Origin of the sequence: Streptomyces sp. GESEQ-35 (assembly GCF_017948485.1) — a bacterium.
Lineage (GTDB): Bacteria > Actinomycetota > Actinomycetes > Streptomycetales > Streptomycetaceae > Streptomyces.
Genome location: NZ_JAFFSX010000005.1, coordinates 385,971 through 402,930 on the forward strand (window position 1 = coordinate 385,971; position 16,960 = coordinate 402,930).

Here is a 16,960-nt window from a genome sequence, read left to right on the forward strand (position 1 = left end):
GGGGCCGCCGAAGGCTCAGCCCAGCGTCCGCAGCGCCGGTACGAACGTCACCAGTACCGGCACGACCGGTACCAGCGCGGCCGCCGCCGTGAGCCGCAGCCGCCGGGCCGCCGAGAGCCGGTCCGGGGGAGTGAGCAGCCGGTTGACCCGCAGGGGCAGATGGGCCTGCGGGGTCGGGCAGGGGCCGAACACGCCCCGGTCCTCGTTGAGTTCCACCAGCGCCAGAGCGGTCGTGAGCCGGCCGAAGCGCCGGGAGGCCATGTCGTCGGCGGCGAGTTCGACCAGCCGGTGCATCTCGTGACGGAACGCGGCGAACACCGGCACCTGCGGAAACCCGCCAGCCAGCGCGGCCGAGCAGTGCAGCAGCCAGTCGTGCCGCGCCTGCGCGTGTCCCTCCTCATGGGCCAGTACGGCGTCCAGCTGCCGGCCCTTCAGCCGGCGCAGCGCGGCGGTGGTGACGACCAGCCGGGGCGCCGCGCCCGGCAGCCACCAGGCGTCGGGCCGCTCGCCCTCAAGGACGACCAGCCGATGGCCGTCGGGCTCCTCGCCGGGCAACTGCGGGGCGCGGAAGAGGAGTTCGGCCCCATTCTGCCGACGCCGCACTCGGGCCCGTAGGACCTCGCGGACCAGCATCGCCGCGGTCCACACCCCGCCGAGCGCAAGCGCCACCGCGGTCGTGGCGGCCCAGGGGCCGGTGGCACCGAACGCGTAGGCCTCCACGACGGCGTGCGGTGCGGGAGCGAACACATGGCCGCGCACCGCCTGCCAGGCGGCCGCCGCGCTGAGCGTCATCGACAGCGCACAGCACAGGAGCACGGCCGCCACCACGCACTGCCACACCCACAGGGCGACCACGGGTTCACGGTCCGGCCAGTCGGCCCGGGCGAGCAGCCGAGGGGCGACCACGGCGGTCAGGGCGCCGAGCAGCAACAGTGCCGCGGGGACCATCATGGGAGCACCCTATGAGCGGCGGAACACTCAGGGGTACGGCTTGTTACGTCGAAGTGACGCAGACCACGACCGTATGCAGGCGGTACGTCAGAGCGTCAGCAGCATCGCTACCATCCCGATCCCCATCGACAGCCGGCAGGCCCGCGACAGCTCCGGCCGGTCACCCCACCCGACGCTCCCGCCACCGGCGGCGACGGGCGCCAGCCGGGTACCGGACAGCAGCACGTACCCCACGAAGTACGCCAGGAGCGCCCCGGTGACGAGCGGGACCCCGGAATCGTCGTGCCGACCGGGCGAGACGGCCATCGCGAGCGCCATGTAGACCATGGCCGAGGCGCCCACCAGGTGGTGCAGATGGTGGGCGTTGGTCCGTGCCGCCCACAGCGCGTGCAGCGCGGCCCCTCCGAACACGGCCGCGTACACGGGCCACGCCCACGAAGGCGGCGTGAACACCGCGGCCGGTACGGCCATCGCGGCCATGCCGAAACCCATCAGAGCCTCGCCGCCCGCGGCCCGGCGCTGCTCCTCGACCCTGCTGCGCATCCGCAGCAGACAGTAGGCGCCGGTCGCCGCGCACAGCGCGACCAGCAGCCAGCCGGGGGAAGCCGGTCCGTGCACACGCACCTCCCCGCTCGACGTCGGGCAGTCGGTCATGGGATGCCCGGAGCAGGCGGCGCGCATGCGAGCGCAAGGGTGTACGCGGGGAGCATTCGGCGGGGCACGTACAGTGAGAAATATGATTCACGAGTAAAACACCTGCTAATGTTATGGCCATGAGCAGTGCGACCTCCACCCCCCGAATCCCGCTCGCCGGCGTGCTCCGCCTCGGCCGCCCCTCCGACATCTGGTTCAAGCCCGCCCTGAGCGTGGTCGCCGCGGTCGCCCCGCCCAACCTGACCCTGCTGGCGCTGGACCGCCTCGATCTGGCCATGTACACGATGGCCGGGTCCCTGTGCGCGCTGTACGCCCACAACCGCCCCTACGCCGCCCGGGCCCGTGCCCTGGCCTGGGTCGTGCTCGGCATGCTCGGCGGCCTCGCCGTCGCGCTGGTCACCGCCTCGCTCACCACGAACGCCGTCGCCCTGGTCACCGTCGGCGCGCTGCTCGCCGCCGTGCAGAAGGCGCTCTGCGACGCGACCCGCATCGGCCCACCGGGCAACGTCGTCCTCACCTTCATCAGCTCCGCCTCCCTGTTCGCGCCGCAGACCCTCGGCCAGGTCCCCGGCCATCTTGCGCTGGGCCTCGCGGCCGGCGCGTGGGCCTGGCTCGTCGCCATGGCGCCCGGACTGGTCCGCCCGCACGGCCCGGAGCGCCGCGCCACCGCACACGCGCTGAACGCAGCCGCCGCGTACGCCGAGGCACACCGCACCGGAGACGGTCGTGCGCCCGTGGCCGCGGCCGCCGTGCATGCCGCCCGGCAGTCACTGCTGTCCGCCGGAGCCCGCACCGCGCCCCGGCGCGCGCTCGAACAGCTCGTCGTGCGCGCCGAGATCGCGCTCGCCGCACCCGCCGACACGGACCCGGCGCGACTGCGCGGCTGGGCCCGCGACCTGCGGGGCGCCGGACCGGTTCCCCATGCCGGAGCTCCGGTCGCGGACGCCGAACTCACCAGTCGGCGCACGCTGTTGTGGCGCAGGCTCGGCCCGCTGACCCCCATCGCCGTACGCACCGCCCTCGGCTGCGCCCTCGCCGGATACGCCTCCCTCGCGCTCGGCATCGGGCGCCCGTACTGGGCCCTGGTCACCGCGGCCGCGCTCTACCAGGCCAACATGGCCCTCACCTGGAGCCGGGGCGTCCAGCGCGTCGTCGGCAACCTCGTCGGCGTCCTCCTCTTCGCCGCTGTCGTGCCCCTCGCCCACCTCGGTCCGGCGGCCCTCGTCCTGTGCTGCCTCGCCTTCAACTTCGGAGCCGAGGCGCTGATGGGCCGCAACTACTGGCTCGGCAGCATCTGCGTGACGCCGATGGCGCTGCTCATCACCGAGTTCGCTGGGTTCCAGGAGCCCGGGCGGCTCATCACCGAGCGGGTCGTGGACACCCTGGTCGGCGCGCTGGTCGGCTTCGCCGCGGCCGTCGCCGTCACCAACCGGCGTGCCGGCCACCGCGTCGAGCACGCCCTGACCGCGGTCGAGCGCGCCCGCGAGCGCGTCGCCCGCCTCCTCGCGGAGCCGCACACGGCCCCCGGCGCCCTGGAATCCGCCCGCAGCGACCTCACCGCGGCCCTCGTCGAACTGCGCGCCACGGCCGACGCCGCAGCCGGCGAGTGGTGGCAGCGCACCCGGCCCGAGGAGCGGGTCGTGCTCGCCGAGCAGACGGGACACCGTACGCTCGCCGCGACGGCAGGACAGGCGCGACGCAGCGAACCGACGACGGAGGACGTACGGCAATGACGGCAACGAACGGAGAGGCCGCCGCCGGTGTGCCGCGGGGGGACACGCTCGCGGCGGTCGTCCAGCAGTGGCGGGCCGTGCACCCCGACCTCGACACCGGCCCCATGGAGATCATCGGCCGGATCAACCGCTGCGCCGCGCTCCTCCAGCAGGCCGAGGACGCCCCCCTGCGCCGGGTCGGGCTCAACCGCCCCGAATTCGACCTGCTGGGCGCGCTCCGCCGCACGGGGCACGAGCTGACCCCCGGCGAACTGGCCCGCGAGACCTTCTCCTCGGGCGCCGCCGTCACCAAACGCCTCAAGCAGCTGACCGAGCGCGACCTGGTGGAGCGCCGGGTCGACAGCCGCGACCGCCGCGTCGCCCACGTCCGCCTCACGGACGCCGGCCGTGAGCTGGTCGACGGGATCCTGCCGGAGCAACTCGCGTACGAAACCGCCGTACTGTCCGGCCTGGACACCCCGACGCGAGGCGAACTCGCCGGTCTGCTCGGCGAGTTGCTCGCCCAGCTGGAAGGCCGCCTGAGCGGGCTGCGCGTCTGATCAGAGCACGCGCCCACGCGGCGGAGCCGCATATGTCACAGCCCTGCGCCCCTTCGGGGGCGCTGCCCAAGCGCCGCTGAATTCGGCAGGGCTGCTCAGATCCCCGGCCGGTACCGGATCGGATGGTCCGCGGGTACCTCGACCAGCACGATCTGTGTCCCGTCCGGATCCGCGGTCCACATCTCGATCAGTCCCCACGGCTCCTTCACCGGTTCACGCACGATGTCGACGCCCTTCGCGCGCAACTCCTCGTGCGCCGCGGCCACGTCCTCGACCTGGAGCCACAGCTTCACGGCCGGGGACGGCGGAGTGTCGGACCGCCCGGAGACCTCCAGGAAGCCGCCGCCGAGGAAGTAGACCGTGCCGCGCTCCGGCCCCGTTCCGAACTCGCGGTAGACGGCCAGGCCCAGCTGCTCGCCGTAGAAGACCCGGGACCGCTCGGGATCGGTCGGTCGCAGGAGGATACGGCCGCTCAGTACATGCACCATGCATCCGGAGCCTAGTGGCTGCGTTACTCTCGTCCGTGCCTGAGCCGCGCCAGAGATCGGAGTCGTACTCCATGGAGACCGCAGCCACCGGACTGACGTTTCGAGATGCGGCCGACGCCGATGTGGACGCAATCGTCGCACTGATCGAGTCGGCGTACCGCGGTGACTCCAGCCGCGCCGGATGGACCACCGAGGCGGACATCCTCCAAGGACAGCGCACCGACGCGGAGAGTGTGCGGGCCGTGATCAAGTCGCCCGACAGCCGGCTGCTGACGGTCGAGCGGGCCGGGGAGGTCGTCGCCTGCTGCCAGCTCGAACACCGCGGAGACCACGCCTACTTCGGGATGTTCGCGGTCAGCCCCCGCGTCCAGGGCGAGGGCCTCGGCAAGGTCATCCTCGCCGAGGCGGAGCGTGCCGTCCGTGCGGAGTGGGGTGCCACGGAGATGCACATGACGGTGATCACCGTACGGATCGACCTCATCGCCTGGTACGAGCGGCGCGGCTACCGCCGTACGGGACGGATGACCCCGTTCCCGTACGGCGACGAGCGCTTCGGCATTCCCCAGCGCGAAGACCTTCAGTTCGAGCTGCTGGTCAAGGCACTCGCATAACCGTCAGGCCGTGAAGCGGCCGGTGCGCTTGATCTCCGGGTAGTCGGTGGTGGCGCCGTCGAGCTCCAGAGCCCGTACGAGTCGCAGGTGGTCCTGTGTGTTCACCACCCAGCCGATGATCCTCAGGTCCGCCTTCCGCGCGTGCTCCACCACCTCCAGGGTGAGCCGGCGGATGTTGAGACAGACCGTCCGCGCACCGGTTTCGACGGCACGGTCCACGATGTCGGTGCCGAAGCGGCTGCCGATGAGCGCGGTGCGCACGCCGGGCACCAGCCGGGCGATCTCGGCGATCGCCTCGTCGTGGAACGAGGACACCTCGACCCGGCCGAGCAGATCCCGCCTGTGCATCACCTCGGCGAGCGCACGCGCCGCGGCCTCGTCCTTGATCTCGGCCTGAACCGGGCACTTCACTGCGTCCAGGACCTCTTCGAAGACCGGCACGTGCTCCCCGCGGCCCGCGTCCAGGGCGCGTAGTTCGGCGAGGGTCTTCTCGGCGATCGGACCGGATCCGTCGGTCGTGCGGTCCACGTCCGCGTCGTGCATGACGACGAGGGCGCCGTCCTTGCTCAGGTGCAGATCGAGTTCGATGACATCGAGGCCGGCCTGCTGGGCGGCTACGAAGGAACGGAGGGTGTTTTCGGGTTCGACACCCATGACTCCGCGGTGACCGATGGTAAGGAAGTTCAAGGTTCCAACTCGCTTCCGTCGACGGCGGCTCGGGCACGCGCGAAACGGAGCGGACGTTTCGCGTGGCAGGGCCGCAGCCTAACGGCCCCTCCCTGCGATGTACCCGCACGTTCACCAGGGATTGGCGTGCTGCGCACGGCGAACCTGCTTGCGCGGGCTCGCGCGCGGTCACCCGGGCGTGGGCGAGTCCTGTGCGGATTGACCGCAGGCGGTCGTTGATCCCGTGTGACGCCTGCCCGCGCACAGCCGAAGTAATCGTCTCCACGGTATCTGACAGGAAAAAGTTCGGTGACGATGGGGTTCAGGCAGGATAATCTCCCGAGTATCCACTTGCTGAAGGAAACCCCGTATGCATACGGTGTCCTTACGCGAGGTTCTCCCGTGGAGGATGGGGTATGACGGAAATTCTTGTGCAGGTGGGTGTGGAGGGCCGGGTTCCTCCCGTGGTCAGGGTGGTGGAGCACCCGGCGTGGCCCGTCCTCAAGGATGCCGTGGAGCAGGTCCGGCCGTGGCAGTCCAAGGACGGATCGATCGACTTCGAGGCCGAGGGCGCCCCGGAATCCGCGGACGCCGAACTCGCCGTATGCCGGATCACCGACGCCGTCGCGGAGCTGTCGCCGCTGCTCCCGCACGACCGCGCCTACCACGAGGCCCTCGTCGGGGATCTGCGCCGCTGGGCCGACGGAGGCTTCCAGGTGCCGGACTTCCTCGACTCGCTGCTGGCCTTCCAGCCCGCCGCACACCGCGCCGACGGCCTCCAGCACCTGGTCGTCTTCCCGATGTACACGCAGAACGGCAACCCCGACCGCAACCTCGAAGCGGTCGTCCTGCGCATGGTCTGGCCCGACTGGCTGGCCGAGCTGGAGCGCACCCACTACGACAACCCGCTGTTCTGCGGCATCACGTTCGAGGACTTCACGGCCGGCTACGACACCAACTCCGCCGTCCTCTTCCCGGAGACCATCGCCGTGCGCGAGGCCCCGGAGCGCTTCTCCTGGGGCGGCATCTTCTGCGACCGTGAGGCAGCCCGCTTCCGCCGGGTGACCGCGGCCGCCGTCGACATCCTCGGCCTCGACCTCCCCGAGGACATCGCCGCCATGGTCCACGACCAGAAGCGCTGCGAGGAGGCCTTCGTCCTGTGGGACATGGTCCACGACCGGACCCACAGCCACGGCGACCTGCCCTTCGACCCGTTCATGATCAAGCAGCGCCAGCCGTTCTGGATGTACGGCCTCGAAGAGCTGCGCTGCGACCTCACCGCCTTCAGGGAGGCCGTGAAGCTGGCGGCCGACGGCGTCCCACAGGCCCGTGACGTGCAGTTCGCGGTGCTGTTCGACCGCATGTTCCGCTTCCCGGTCACCGGCGAGCGCGTCCGCAACTACGACGGCCTCGGCGGTCAGCTCCTCTTCGCGTACCTGCACAAGCACGACGTCGTCCGCTGGACCGACAACAAGCTCTTCATCGACTGGCAGCGCGCACCCCAGGTCACCAACCAGCTCTGCGCCGACATCGAGAAGCTGTACCGCGACGGCATCGATCGCCCCAAGCTCGTCCACTGGTTCAAGGGGTACGAGCTGGTCTCCACCTACCTGGCTCCGCACCCCGGCTCCAAGTGGGCCAAGGGTCCCGAGGCCCTGGACCTGGCCCTGCCGCCGCGCAAGCTCGTCGATGACGTGCTTCCGGACGAGTTTCCGCTGAGCATGTTCTATGAGGCGCTGTCCAAGAAGCTCAAGAACGTGATTGCCTCGACTCGGGGCATCACCGGGGACACCGCCGAGCGGGTCGCCGCGTGAGCGACCGCACCAAGAATGCTGCTCAGGAGGCGAGGATCATGGGGAACGGGGCTCTCAGCGGCGCGGTGATCGCGGTGGCCGGCGCGGGCGGACCCGCCGGGCGCGCGGCGCTGCTCAGGCTGGCCGAGGCGGGCGCGACCGTCGTCGGCTCGGACAACGACCCGGAGCGGCTGGCGGAGGCCGTGGACGCGGCCAGCTACGCGCACGGCGGCGCCACCGTCGTCGGCGACACGGTCGATCTGCTCGACCTCCAGTCGACCCACGACTGGGCCACCCGCATCGAGAAGGACTTCGGCCGGATCGACGGCCTGGTGCACCTCGTCGGCGGCTGGCGCGGCAGCGAGACCTTCACCAGGACCAACCTCGACGACTGGGACTTCCTGGAGCTGCTGCTGATCCGCACGGTGCAGCACACCTCCCTCGCCTTCCACGAGGCGCTCCAGCGCAGCGACCGCGGCCGGTACGTCCTGATCAGCGCGGCCGGTGCCAGCAAGCCCACCGCGGGCAACGCCGCCTACGCCGCCGCCAAGGCCGCCGCCGAGGCGTGGACGCTGGCCACGGCCGACTACTTCCGCAAGGCCGGGGGCGAGCAGGGCCCGAACGCGGCGGCTGCGATCCTGGTGGTGAAGGCACTGGTGCACGACGCGATGCGCGCCGAGCGACCCAACGCGAAGTTCGCGGGCTTCACGGACGTCAAGGACCTGGCCGACGCCGTCGTCGGCGTCTGGGACAAGCCCGCCGCTGAAGTGAACGGAAAACGTCTGTGGCTGACCGAGAAGCCGTGAACCCTCCGAAGACCGCTTTTTCGCAGGCTCGTCGCCACCACGACCCGGAGATCCGCGGTTTCGCCAGCGACAACTACGCCGGGGCCCACCCCGAGGTGCTCGCCGCCCTGGCCCTGGCCAACGGCGGCCATCAGGTCGCGTACGGCGAGGACGCCTACACCGAGAACCTCCAGCGGATCATCCGCAGCCACTTCGGCGCCACCGCAGAGGCGTTCCCGGTCTTCAACGGCACCGGCGCCAACGTCGTCGCGCTCCAGGCGGTCACCGACCGCTGGGGCGCGGTGATCTGCGCCGAGAGCGCGCACATCAACGTCGACGAGGGCGGCGCTCCCGAGCGCATGGGCGGCCTCAAGCTGCTCACCGTGCCCACACCCGACGGCAAGCTCACGCCCGAGCTGATCGACCGGCAGGCGTACGGTTGGGAGGACGAGCACCGGGCCATGCCGCAGGTCGTCTCCATAGCCCAGAGCACCGAACTCGGCACCGTCTACACGCCCGACGAGATCCACGCCATCTGCGAACACGCCCATGCGCACGGCATGAAGGTCCACGTCGACGGCTCCCGCCTCGCCAACGCGGCGGCGTCGCTCGACCTGCCCATGCGGACCTTCACCAACGCGGTCGGCGTCGACATCCTCTCCCTCGGCGGGACCAAGAACGGCGCGCTGTTCGGCGAGGCGGTCGTCGTCATCAACCAGGACGCCGTCAGCCACATGAAGCACCTGCGCAAGCTGTCCATGCAGCTCGCCTCCAAGATGCGCTTCGTGTCGGTCCAGTTGGAGGCGCTGTTCGCCAAGGACCTGTGGCTGCGCAACGCCCGGCACTCCAACGAGATGGCCCAGCGGCTGGCGGAGGGCGTGCGCGCGGTACACGGCGTCGAACTCCTCCACCCGGTGCGGTCCAACGCCGTGTTCGCGCGCCTCCCGCACGACGTGAGCGAGCGTCTTCAGAAGCGGTTCCGTTTCTACTTCTGGGACGAGGCCGCGGGCGACGTGCGCTGGATGTGCGCCTTCGACACGACCGAGGAGGATGTGGACGCGTTCGTGGCGGCGCTGAAGGAGGAGATGGCGCGTTAGGCCGTCTCCTCCCTCCTCACCGTTCAGCCGTTGACGACGATCGCCGCCGTGTTGTTGCGCAGGTTCGGATCGAATTTCCTGATCTCCAGCTCAGGCATGTCGTTGATGGTGGAGACGGTCGCCCGGGCACCGCGTACCACCCGCTCGATCTGGAGCGGGATCTCGAAGGTGTGGGACGCCCCGGCGTGCAGCCAGATCGGCGTCGCGCAGAAGTAGTCGGTCGCGGGGCCGGGATCGTCCGGTTCCGAGGACCAGCACTCGTCCATGTCGAGCACCTTGGTGCCCTCCGGTGCCTGGAAGCGCACAACGGCGACCGGCGCGCCAACGCCCAGCGACGCCACCCATGCCGGGCCGCGGTTCGACACGGTCACCCGGGCAGTGACCGTGTCTCCGACGGCCCCGCGCACCCTGCTGCCGGTGAGCTTCAGGTCGGCGGTGTTCTTGGCGTCCAGGACGACGGTCCGGTAGTTGTCGGACAGGTCGAGGTCGTTCTCCGCGACCGCGGCCGGCTGCCCGGTCATGGGCCGCAGGTTCAACTCGGCGTCCGTTCCCCGGGTCCATGCCCCGTCGCCGCGGGCCTCTTCCAGCGCCGCGTCCGAATAGGGCAGGACGGAGTGGTCGAACCGCTCGTACAGCGCCTTCCGCCCGACGCCGAGCTCGGTCACCAGCGCGTACTGCTGCCCCGGAGCCACCGCCTCGTCCAGCACGCACAGCGCGAACGTACCGGTGTCCTGCTCCTGGTACTCGCAGTTGGCGTGCCGCTCCTTGAACCGCAGCCCGTAGGAGGCGTAGATCGACAGCAGCGTGCGATCCACGGCGCGGTTGCCGTTGTTGGCGACCGTCGCCCGTACGCGGGTGGCCGTGCCCGGCGTGAGCCCGCGCTGGTTCTCGGCCTGGCTGAGGCCGAGATCCGGTCCGTTGCCGAGGGTGATCAGGGTCTCCGCCGGGCTCGAGGTCAGCTCCCCGGCGCCGGCCGTGTAGCGCAAGGACCCCGACGCGCTGGGATCCGCGTCCGGCAGCGCGCGGAGTCCGAGCCGGGCGGCCGGCACGCTCTCCGTCCCGGCCGGCATCTCCGGGAAGGTGCAATTCGCCTTGACCTCCGACTCGGGCACGCAGTTGGCGGGCCACGACACCTGCGCGAAGGAGGCGATCTCGCTCGCGTCCACGGTCAGTTGCCCGCCCGGCACGCTGTTGTCGAGATTGTCGTGGGTGACCCCCACCGCAATACTCCGCTCACGTGCGCTGCCGTCCGCGTCCGGCCCGGGCAGCACCGTGTCCGACGGCACGCTGATCGACAACTGGTCGGAGACGGCGTGTGCGGGCCCGGCCCCGACCGCCACCAGGGCAGCGGCCGCGAGCACGCCCGCAAGAAGGCGGTGCCTCGCGCGTCTCGTCGGCCCGGTCTGCTGGTCCTTCATGAATTCCCCCTCATTGACGATCTGCCGGTGGCCGAGACCGGCGGCACTTGGGAATGGTTGTGCCGGGGTGTCTGGTTGCGGCGGTCTTCGGCCGTTCTCCAGCGGTCAGTACGCGAGCGGGCTGCATAGGTATGCGTACAAGAGGAAATGCATTGACTCGCCGTGACCTGCATATCTAGGCTCTGCGGCTATGCAGCTGATCCAGGAAACCCCTGACCTGTCCGCCTACTTGGCCGCCGATGACGCTATCGACCATGAGCATCCGGTGGTACGGGAGACCGCCGCCCGCCTTGCCAAAGGGGCTGTCGACTCGTATGCCTATGCGCGGGCCGCCTTCGAGTTCGTGCGTGACGCCGTCCCGCACTCGCAGGACTCCGGCGACCTACGGGTCACCTGGCGTGCCTCCGACGTCCTGGAGCAGGGCACGGGTATCTGCTACGCCAAGGCGCACGCCCTGGCGGCGCTGCTGCGGGCCGAGGACATTCCGACGGCGCTCTGCTATCAGCGGTTCGAGGTGCTGCACGGTCTCGTCGCCGTCCGGTTCAACGGTGCCTGGCACCGGCAGGATCCCAGGGGCAACAAGCCCGGCGTGGACGCCCAGTTCTCCCTCGACGGCGAGCGGCTGGCCTTCGTGCCCGACCTTGAGTCCAATGAGATGGACTATCCAGTGCTGTACGCTGAACCGCACCCGGTCGTGCTCGACGCTCTCAAGGCAGCGCGCGACCGGCCGCACCTGTGGCAGACGCTCCCCACCGCACTCTGAGGCAAGGCCGACCATGACTCTCACCCTGACCGTGTCCGAAGAGGTGCGCGCCCTCGCACCCGGCTTCACGCACATCGCCGTCGAGGCGCACGGCCTCGTCAACGGACCCAGTACCGCGGGCAGTTCGGCGCTCCTCGACGCCGCCGCCCGCAGGCTCGCCGTACGCCTGGACGGACGGGCGCCGCACGAGGACCCGCACATGGTGGCCTGGCGGGAGGCCTACACGGCGTTCGGGTCGAAGCCGTCGCGGACCCGCAACTCGGCGGAAGCGCTGGCCAAGCGGGCGTTGTCGGAGGCCGGGCTGCCCCGGATCAATGTGCTCGTCGACCTCTACAACGCCATCAGCGTCGCCCACCTGATCCCCGTCGGCGGCGAGGACCTCGACCGCGTCCAGGGCGGTATGCGTCTTCTGCGGGCCACCGGCGACGAGGACTTCGTGACCGTCGCCGCGGGCGAGGACGTCGTCGAACACCCGGACGCCGGCGAGGTGGTGTGGTGCGACGAGACCGGTGTGACCTGCCGCCGCTGGAACTGGCGCCAGGGGCCGCGCACCCGGCTCACCGAGGAGAGCGTCTCGGCGATCTTCCTGCTGGAGAGCCTGGCGCCGATGCCGGTCGCCGACGTCGAGACGGCGGCCGCCGAGCTCGCCGAACTGCTGGAGAAGTTCAGCCCCGGAGCGCGTATCGAGATCCGTGCCGCCGAACCGGTGCGGGGCTGATCGGCAGCGCGAACGCCGTCACCGCCGCGCCGGCCGCCGTAGAACTGCGCGGTGTCAGCGGGCCTCGGCCGCGCGGACCTGCTCCGGCGTCGGCGCCGTACCGCCGAGGTGCGCCGGCATCCACCAGGTGTCCTGGGCGTCCTTGGGGCGTACGGGGTAGGCGCGCTGCGCGGCTTCGAGGAGTTCCTGTACGGCATCGCGCAGTTGGCGCGTAATGGCGCCGGCGTACTTGTCGCGGGAGGCCTCGATCGCCTCGCCGACCCGGATGGTGATCGGGGTGTGGCTGCGCTTGAAGTTCTTCGGGTGCCCCTTGGTCCACAGCCGCTGCGTGCCCCACAGGGCCATCGGGATCAGCGGCACGCCCGCCTCCTGGGCCAGCCGGGCGGCGCCCGACTTGAAGCTCTTCAGCGTGAACGACTCCGAGATCGTGGCCTCCGGGAACACCCCGACGATCTCCCCGGAGCGCAGCGAGTCCAGCGCGTGCGCGTACGCCGCCTCACCCTGCTTGCGGTCCACGGGAATGTGCTTCATCCCGCGCATCAGCGGTCCGGAGATCTTGTGCCGGAATACGGACTCCTTCGCCATGAAGCGCACCAGGCGCTTCTGCGGGAGCGCCGCCAGGCCGTCGAAGATGAAGTCCAGATAGCTGATGTGGTTGCTCACCAGCACGGCGCCGCCCGAGCGCGGAATGTTCTCCGACCCCTTGCAGTCGATCTTCAGGTCCCACGCCTTGAACAAAGTGACGGCGAGACCGACAACGGGGCGGTAGACAAGCTCTGCCATGGACGGGGTGAACCCTTCCTTCTCTGCCAGGTAAAGGGCTCCCGGCGGGAAAGTTACGCAGCCGTAGGTTTACGGCATCTCGCAGATGGTGCCCGAAGAACGGACGGACAGCCAGTGTTCGTGCCTGTCGACGGCGAGATCCTCGTCACTTCGACCCCATGATCCACCTCGGGCTTTTACGCCGCCTTTACTCCGTGCGTACCGTCACCCTGCGGATGAGCAGGTACATCTCGCACCCCAGGCAATACCCGAATGCAGCATTGAGAAAGGCGGCGGCGAGCGCGATCCCGGTCGCCGCGAGCCCCAGCCAGAGCGGCCCCAGCGCGTAGCCGACCAGCCCGAGCCCCGCGAAGAGGAGCCCCACCGCCTGCGCGAAGCGGGGCGGCTCGGGCGGCTCGAACTCGGTGGGCGGCCCGATCCGGGGTCGTACCGCCTTCCGGAAGAGCCAGCCGTACGGCGAACGGCTCACTCCGCCCGCGGCGCCCAGCGCGAATGCCAGTGTCTGCCAGGCCAGCAGCCAGGCGCTGCCGGTGATCAGAACGACCGCCAGTACAACAGTGGTCACGGCCGCTCCGAACCGCGGTCCCCTTGCATCGATGTCCATGGGAATCAAGCATTCCGCAGGGGAAAGGGTTTGGGGTGGCGGGAATCTTTGCAGTCGTGTGAATGCTTGAGGAGACGATGACCGGACTTGTGGTGTGCGTGGCGGTGCTCGTGGTGGCGAGCGCCTACGGAGTGCTGCATCGGTGGCGGAACGGGAGAGTACGGGTGCGCGGGCGCGATGACGGAAAGCTGCTCGGCGCGGCCGAGTTGGGTGAGGATCTCGGCGAGCGCGCCACCCTCGTGCAGTTCTCCAGCGCCTTCTGCGCGCCCTGCCGCGCGACCCGGCGGATTCTCGGCGAGGTGGCCGAGATGGTGCCGGGCGTGGCCCACGTCGAGATCGACGCCGAGGCCCGGCTGGAGCTCGTCCGCCGACTCGGCATCCTCAAGACCCCGACCGTGCTGGTCCTGGACGCCGACGGCCAGGTGGTGCGGCGGGCCACCGGCCAGCCGCGCAAGGCGGATGTGATCGCGGCCCTGGGGGAGGCGGTCTGACCACGGTGAGGCATCTCCCATATGCCGGGACGTACTTGACTGTGCGCACCACCTATCGTCAGCCTGACCGTATGCTTCAGGAACTCCTTCTTTTCGGGCGGGTGCACATCGATCTCGCCCGCCATGCGAGCGCGCGCTGTCCGGGCCGTTGAACATCCCAGGACCGCTCGTCGCTCTCCCCGCAGAAGGACAACTCCATGACGGCCACGCCCGATCTGGTCACCCCTCCGCTCACCACGACCGACCTGTTCCGCTCCGTCTTCCGGCGCCACGCGGCGGGCGTCGCCGTCATCACCGCGCACGGTGACAGTGGCCCGGCAGGCTTCACCGCCACCTCCCTGACCTCGGTCTCGGCCGAACCGCCGCTCGTGTCCTTCGGTATCGGCACCGGCGCCTCCAGCTGGCCCGCGATAGCCGGGGCCGACCATGTCGGCGTACACATACTCGGCGAGCACCAGCGGGAACTCGCCGCGACCTTCGCCCGCAGTGGCGCCGACCGCTTCGGCGCGTCCACCGTCTGGCGGGAGGGGCCGGAAGGAGTTCCGGTCCTCGACGGCGTCCTTGCCTGGCTCGTGTGCCGGGTCCACGCGCGCGTGCCTGCGGGGGATCACCGCATCGTGCTGGCCGAGGTCGTCCACGGCGACCCCACGGGACCCGGACGTCCGCTCGTGTACCACCAGGGGCGGTTCACCTCGCTGGGTGACTGACCCGGCTCCGGACTCTTCTGCGGGACCGTCGAGTTCCGGTTACGCTGCGTTGCGAAGGTCACAGTTCAAAGCGCTTGCTTAGCGGGCAGGAACTGGGTGTACTGGCGAGTAATATTTCGGTCGGAGCGCAGCCCGCCCCGACCGGGATCGGCCGCTTGGGGCGCCTATGCTGCCTGCAAGTAGGCAGCCGAAAAATGACGATGCAGTAGGAGAGCCGGCGTGAGCTTGAGGATCGTTGTCACCGTGAAGTACGTGCCCGACGCCACTGGCGACCGGCACTTCGCCGATGACCTGACCGTCGACCGGGACGACGTGGACGGTCTGCTCTCCGAGCTCGACGAATATGCCGTCGAGCAGGCGCTGCAGATCGCCGACGACGCCGACGACGCCGAGATCACCGTCCTGACCGTGGGCCCCGAGGACGCCAAGGACGCGCTCCGCAAGGCCCTTTCGATGGGCGCCGACAAGGCGATCCACGTCGAGGACGACGACGTGCACGGCACCGACGCCATCGGCACCTCTCTGGTACTGGCCAAGGCGATCGAGAAGGCCGGCTACGACCTGGTCATCTCCGGCATGGCCTCCACCGACGGCACCATGGGCGTCGTACCGGCGCTGCTGGCCGAGCGGCTGGGCGTCCCGCAGGTCACGCTGCTCTCCGAGGTCTCCGTCGAGGACGGCACCGTCAAGGGCCGGCGTGACGGCGACGCCGCCTCCGAGACCCTGGAGGCCTCGCTGCCGGCCGTCGTGTCGGTCACCGACCAGTCGGGCGAGGCCCGTTACCCGTCCTTCAAGGGCATCATGGCGGCCAAGAAGAAGCCGGTCGAGTCCTGGGACCTGTCCGACCTGGACCTGGAGGCCGAGGAGGTCGGCCTGGAGGGTGCCTACACCGTCGTCGACTCCGCGGCCGAGCGCCCGGCCCGTACCGCCGGCACGATCGTCAAGGACGAGGGCGAGGGCGGCAAGCAGCTCGCTGAGTTCCTCGCGGGCCAGAAGTTCATCTAGCCGCTGCGGGTCCGGGGGCTGCCCCCGGGCTGACTCGGCATCCGAGGCCCATCCGCTTACGCCCCCTCAATCCTTCGCAATTCGCAGGAGACCATTCCCATGGCTGAAGTTCTCGTCTACGTCGACCACGTGGACGGTGCCGTCCGCAAGCCCACCCTGGAGCTGCTGACGCTGGCCCGCCGTGTCGGCGAGCCCGTCGCCGTCGCCCTCGGTGCCGGCGCCGCCGACACCGCCGCCACCCTCGCCGAGCACGGCGCCGTGAAGGTCCTCACCCACGAGGCCGCCGAGTACGCCGACTACCTGGTCGTCCCCAAGGTGGACGCCCTCCAGGCCGCCTACGAGGCCGTCTCCCCGGCCGCCGTGCTGGTGCCGTCCTCCGCCGAGGGCAAGGAGATCGCCGCCCGTCTGGCGCTGCGCATCGGTTCCGGCATCATCACCGACGCCATCGACCTGGAGGCCGGCGACGAGGGCCCGGTGGCCACGCAGTCGGTCTTCGCCGCCTCCTTCACCACCAAGTCCCGTGTCTCCAAGGGCACCCCGGTCATCACGGTCAAGCCCAACAGCGCTGCCGTGGAGGCCGCCCCGGCCGCCGGCGCCGTCGAGGCCCTCGCCGTGTCCTTCTCCGAGAAGGCCACCGGCACCAAGGTCACCGCCCGCACGCCGCGCGAGTCGACCGGCCGCCCGGAGCTGACCGAGGCCGCGATCGTGGTCTCCGGCGGCCGTGGTGTGAACGGCGCCGAGAACTTCGCGATCATCGAGGCGCTCGCCGACTCCCTCGGCGCGGCCGTCGGTGCCTCGCGTGCCGCGGTGGACGCCGGCTGGTACCCGCACACCAACCAGGTCGGCCAGACCGGTAAGTCCGTCTCGCCGCAGCTGTACGTCGCCTCCGGCATCTCCGGCGCCATCCAGCACCGCGCCGGTATGCAGACCTCGAAGACGATCGTGGCGATCAACAAGGACGCCGAGGCCCCGATCTTCGACCTGGTCGACTACGGCGTGGTCGGCGACCTCTTCGACGTCGTCCCGCAGCTCACCGAGGAGATCAAGACCCGCAAGGGCTGAGCCCCCGACGACTCGCCGCGCTGAACGAGGCCCCCGCAACCGTGCCGACGGTCGCGGGGGCCTTAAGCCTGTTCTGATTTGCCCCGCCTGCG

Annotated in this window: 19 protein-coding genes; 12 read left to right on the top strand and 7 right to left on the bottom strand. The window is 70.4% G+C overall.

Annotated elements, in window-relative coordinates; genetic code table 11:
• Positions 1–15: 15 nt before the first annotated feature.
• Complete coding sequence (locus KCH87_RS13350; protein ID WP_210586237.1) at positions 16–951, bottom strand: M56 family metallopeptidase; 936 nt, start codon at positions 949–951, stop codon at positions 16–18.
• An 87-nt stretch (positions 952–1,038) separates the two neighbouring features.
• Entirely contained in the window at positions 1,039–1,569 is a 531-nt protein-coding gene (locus tag KCH87_RS13355; RefSeq protein ID WP_210586238.1) for a DUF5134 domain-containing protein, read from the bottom strand.
• A gap of 155 nt (positions 1,570–1,724) precedes the next feature.
• Between KCH87_RS13355 and KCH87_RS13360 the strand changes: the two genes are divergently transcribed.
• A complete protein-coding gene (locus KCH87_RS13360) occupies positions 1,725–3,338 on the top strand; it encodes an FUSC family protein (RefSeq protein ID WP_210586239.1) in 1,614 nt (537 codons plus the stop codon).
• Positions 3,335–3,877: a MarR family winged helix-turn-helix transcriptional regulator gene (locus KCH87_RS13365; RefSeq protein ID WP_210586240.1), complete on the top strand. Its 543-nt coding sequence runs from the start codon at positions 3,335–3,337 to the stop codon at positions 3,875–3,877. The genes KCH87_RS13360 and KCH87_RS13365 overlap by 4 nt, the downstream gene beginning before the upstream one ends.
• A 95-nt stretch (positions 3,878–3,972) precedes the next feature.
• On the opposite strand, the gene KCH87_RS13370 is transcribed toward KCH87_RS13365, so the two are convergent.
• Positions 3,973–4,365, bottom strand: a complete 393-nt coding sequence (locus KCH87_RS13370; RefSeq protein ID WP_210586241.1) for a VOC family protein — start codon at positions 4,363–4,365, stop codon at positions 3,973–3,975.
• Positions 4,366–4,436: 71 nt separating this feature from the next.
• On the opposite strand from KCH87_RS13370, the gene KCH87_RS13375 reads away from it, so the two are divergent.
• Positions 4,437–4,976, top strand: coding sequence for a GNAT family N-acetyltransferase (locus tag KCH87_RS13375; protein WP_210586242.1), 540 nt, complete (start codon positions 4,437–4,439; stop codon positions 4,974–4,976).
• A 3-nt stretch (positions 4,977–4,979) separates the two neighbouring features.
• On the opposite strand, the gene KCH87_RS13380 is transcribed toward KCH87_RS13375, so the two are convergent.
• Positions 4,980–5,663: a glycerophosphodiester phosphodiesterase family protein gene (locus KCH87_RS13380; protein WP_210586243.1), complete on the bottom strand. Its 684-nt coding sequence runs from the start codon at positions 5,661–5,663 to the stop codon at positions 4,980–4,982.
• A 395-nt stretch (positions 5,664–6,058) separates the two neighbouring features.
• On the opposite strand from KCH87_RS13380, the gene KCH87_RS13385 reads away from it, so the two are divergent.
• Genes KCH87_RS13385 through KCH87_RS13395 form a run of 3 tightly spaced genes read left to right on the top strand, consistent with a single transcriptional unit; the run spans position 6,059 to position 9,317 of the window.
• Positions 6,059–7,456: a DUF6421 family protein gene (locus KCH87_RS13385; protein ID WP_210586244.1), complete on the top strand. Its 1,398-nt coding sequence runs from the start codon at positions 6,059–6,061 to the stop codon at positions 7,454–7,456.
• A 38-nt stretch (positions 7,457–7,494) separates the two neighbouring features.
• Complete coding sequence (locus KCH87_RS13390; protein ID WP_210586245.1) at positions 7,495–8,241, top strand: SDR family oxidoreductase; 747 nt, start codon at positions 7,495–7,497, stop codon at positions 8,239–8,241.
• Positions 8,238–9,317: a low specificity L-threonine aldolase gene (locus KCH87_RS13395; protein WP_210586246.1), complete on the top strand. Its 1,080-nt coding sequence runs from the start codon at positions 8,238–8,240 to the stop codon at positions 9,315–9,317. Before KCH87_RS13390 ends, KCH87_RS13395 begins: the two co-directional genes overlap by 4 nt.
• A 23-nt stretch (positions 9,318–9,340) precedes the next feature.
• Here the strand turns inward: KCH87_RS13395 and KCH87_RS13400 are convergent, their stop codons facing one another.
• A complete protein-coding gene (locus tag KCH87_RS13400; protein WP_210586247.1) occupies positions 9,341–10,735 on the bottom strand; it encodes a hypothetical protein in 1,395 nt (464 codons plus the stop codon).
• Between the two features lie 190 nt (positions 10,736–10,925).
• Here KCH87_RS13400 and KCH87_RS13405 point away from each other — a divergent pair, with 190 nt between their 5' ends.
• The gene (locus KCH87_RS13405; RefSeq protein WP_210586248.1) at positions 10,926–11,498 is read left to right on the top strand and encodes a transglutaminase family protein; all 573 of its coding nucleotides are present in this window, start codon (positions 10,926–10,928) and stop codon (positions 11,496–11,498) included.
• Positions 11,499–11,511: 13 nt separating this feature from the next.
• Positions 11,512–12,216 carry a B3/4 domain-containing protein gene (locus KCH87_RS13410; protein WP_210586249.1) on the top strand — a complete coding sequence of 235 codons (705 nt, stop codon included), beginning with the start codon at positions 11,512–11,514 and terminating at the stop codon, positions 12,214–12,216.
• Positions 12,217–12,270: 54 nt separating this feature from the next.
• Here KCH87_RS13410 and KCH87_RS13415 read toward each other — a convergent pair whose 3' ends face one another.
• Both KCH87_RS13415 and KCH87_RS13420 read right to left on the bottom strand, forming a co-directional pair.
• On the bottom strand, positions 12,271–12,999 hold the full coding sequence (locus tag KCH87_RS13415; RefSeq protein ID WP_210586250.1) for a 1-acyl-sn-glycerol-3-phosphate acyltransferase: 729 nt from the start codon (positions 12,997–12,999) through the stop codon (positions 12,271–12,273).
• Positions 13,000–13,186: 187 nt separating this feature from the next.
• Complete coding sequence (locus KCH87_RS13420) at positions 13,187–13,603, bottom strand: DUF4395 domain-containing protein (protein ID WP_210586251.1); 417 nt, start codon at positions 13,601–13,603, stop codon at positions 13,187–13,189.
• Between the two features lie 77 nt (positions 13,604–13,680).
• On the opposite strand from KCH87_RS13420, the gene KCH87_RS13425 reads away from it, so the two are divergent.
• The 4 genes from KCH87_RS13425 (at position 13,681) to KCH87_RS13440 (ending at position 16,868) form a co-directional block, all read left to right on the top strand.
• Entirely contained in the window at positions 13,681–14,094 is a 414-nt protein-coding gene (locus KCH87_RS13425; protein ID WP_210586252.1) for a thioredoxin family protein, read from the top strand.
• 197 nt (positions 14,095–14,291) lie between these two features.
• A complete protein-coding gene (locus KCH87_RS13430) occupies positions 14,292–14,801 on the top strand; it encodes a flavin reductase family protein (RefSeq protein ID WP_210586253.1) in 510 nt (169 codons plus the stop codon).
• A 219-nt stretch (positions 14,802–15,020) separates the two neighbouring features.
• Positions 15,021–15,806 (top strand): electron transfer flavoprotein subunit beta/FixA family protein, encoded by a 786-nt coding sequence (locus KCH87_RS13435; RefSeq protein WP_210586254.1) that lies wholly within the window; start codon positions 15,021–15,023, stop codon positions 15,804–15,806.
• Positions 15,807–15,905: 99 nt separating this feature from the next.
• Positions 15,906–16,868: an electron transfer flavoprotein subunit alpha/FixB family protein gene (locus tag KCH87_RS13440; protein WP_210586255.1), complete on the top strand. Its 963-nt coding sequence runs from the start codon at positions 15,906–15,908 to the stop codon at positions 16,866–16,868.
• The last annotated feature ends 92 nt before the right edge of the window (positions 16,869–16,960 follow it).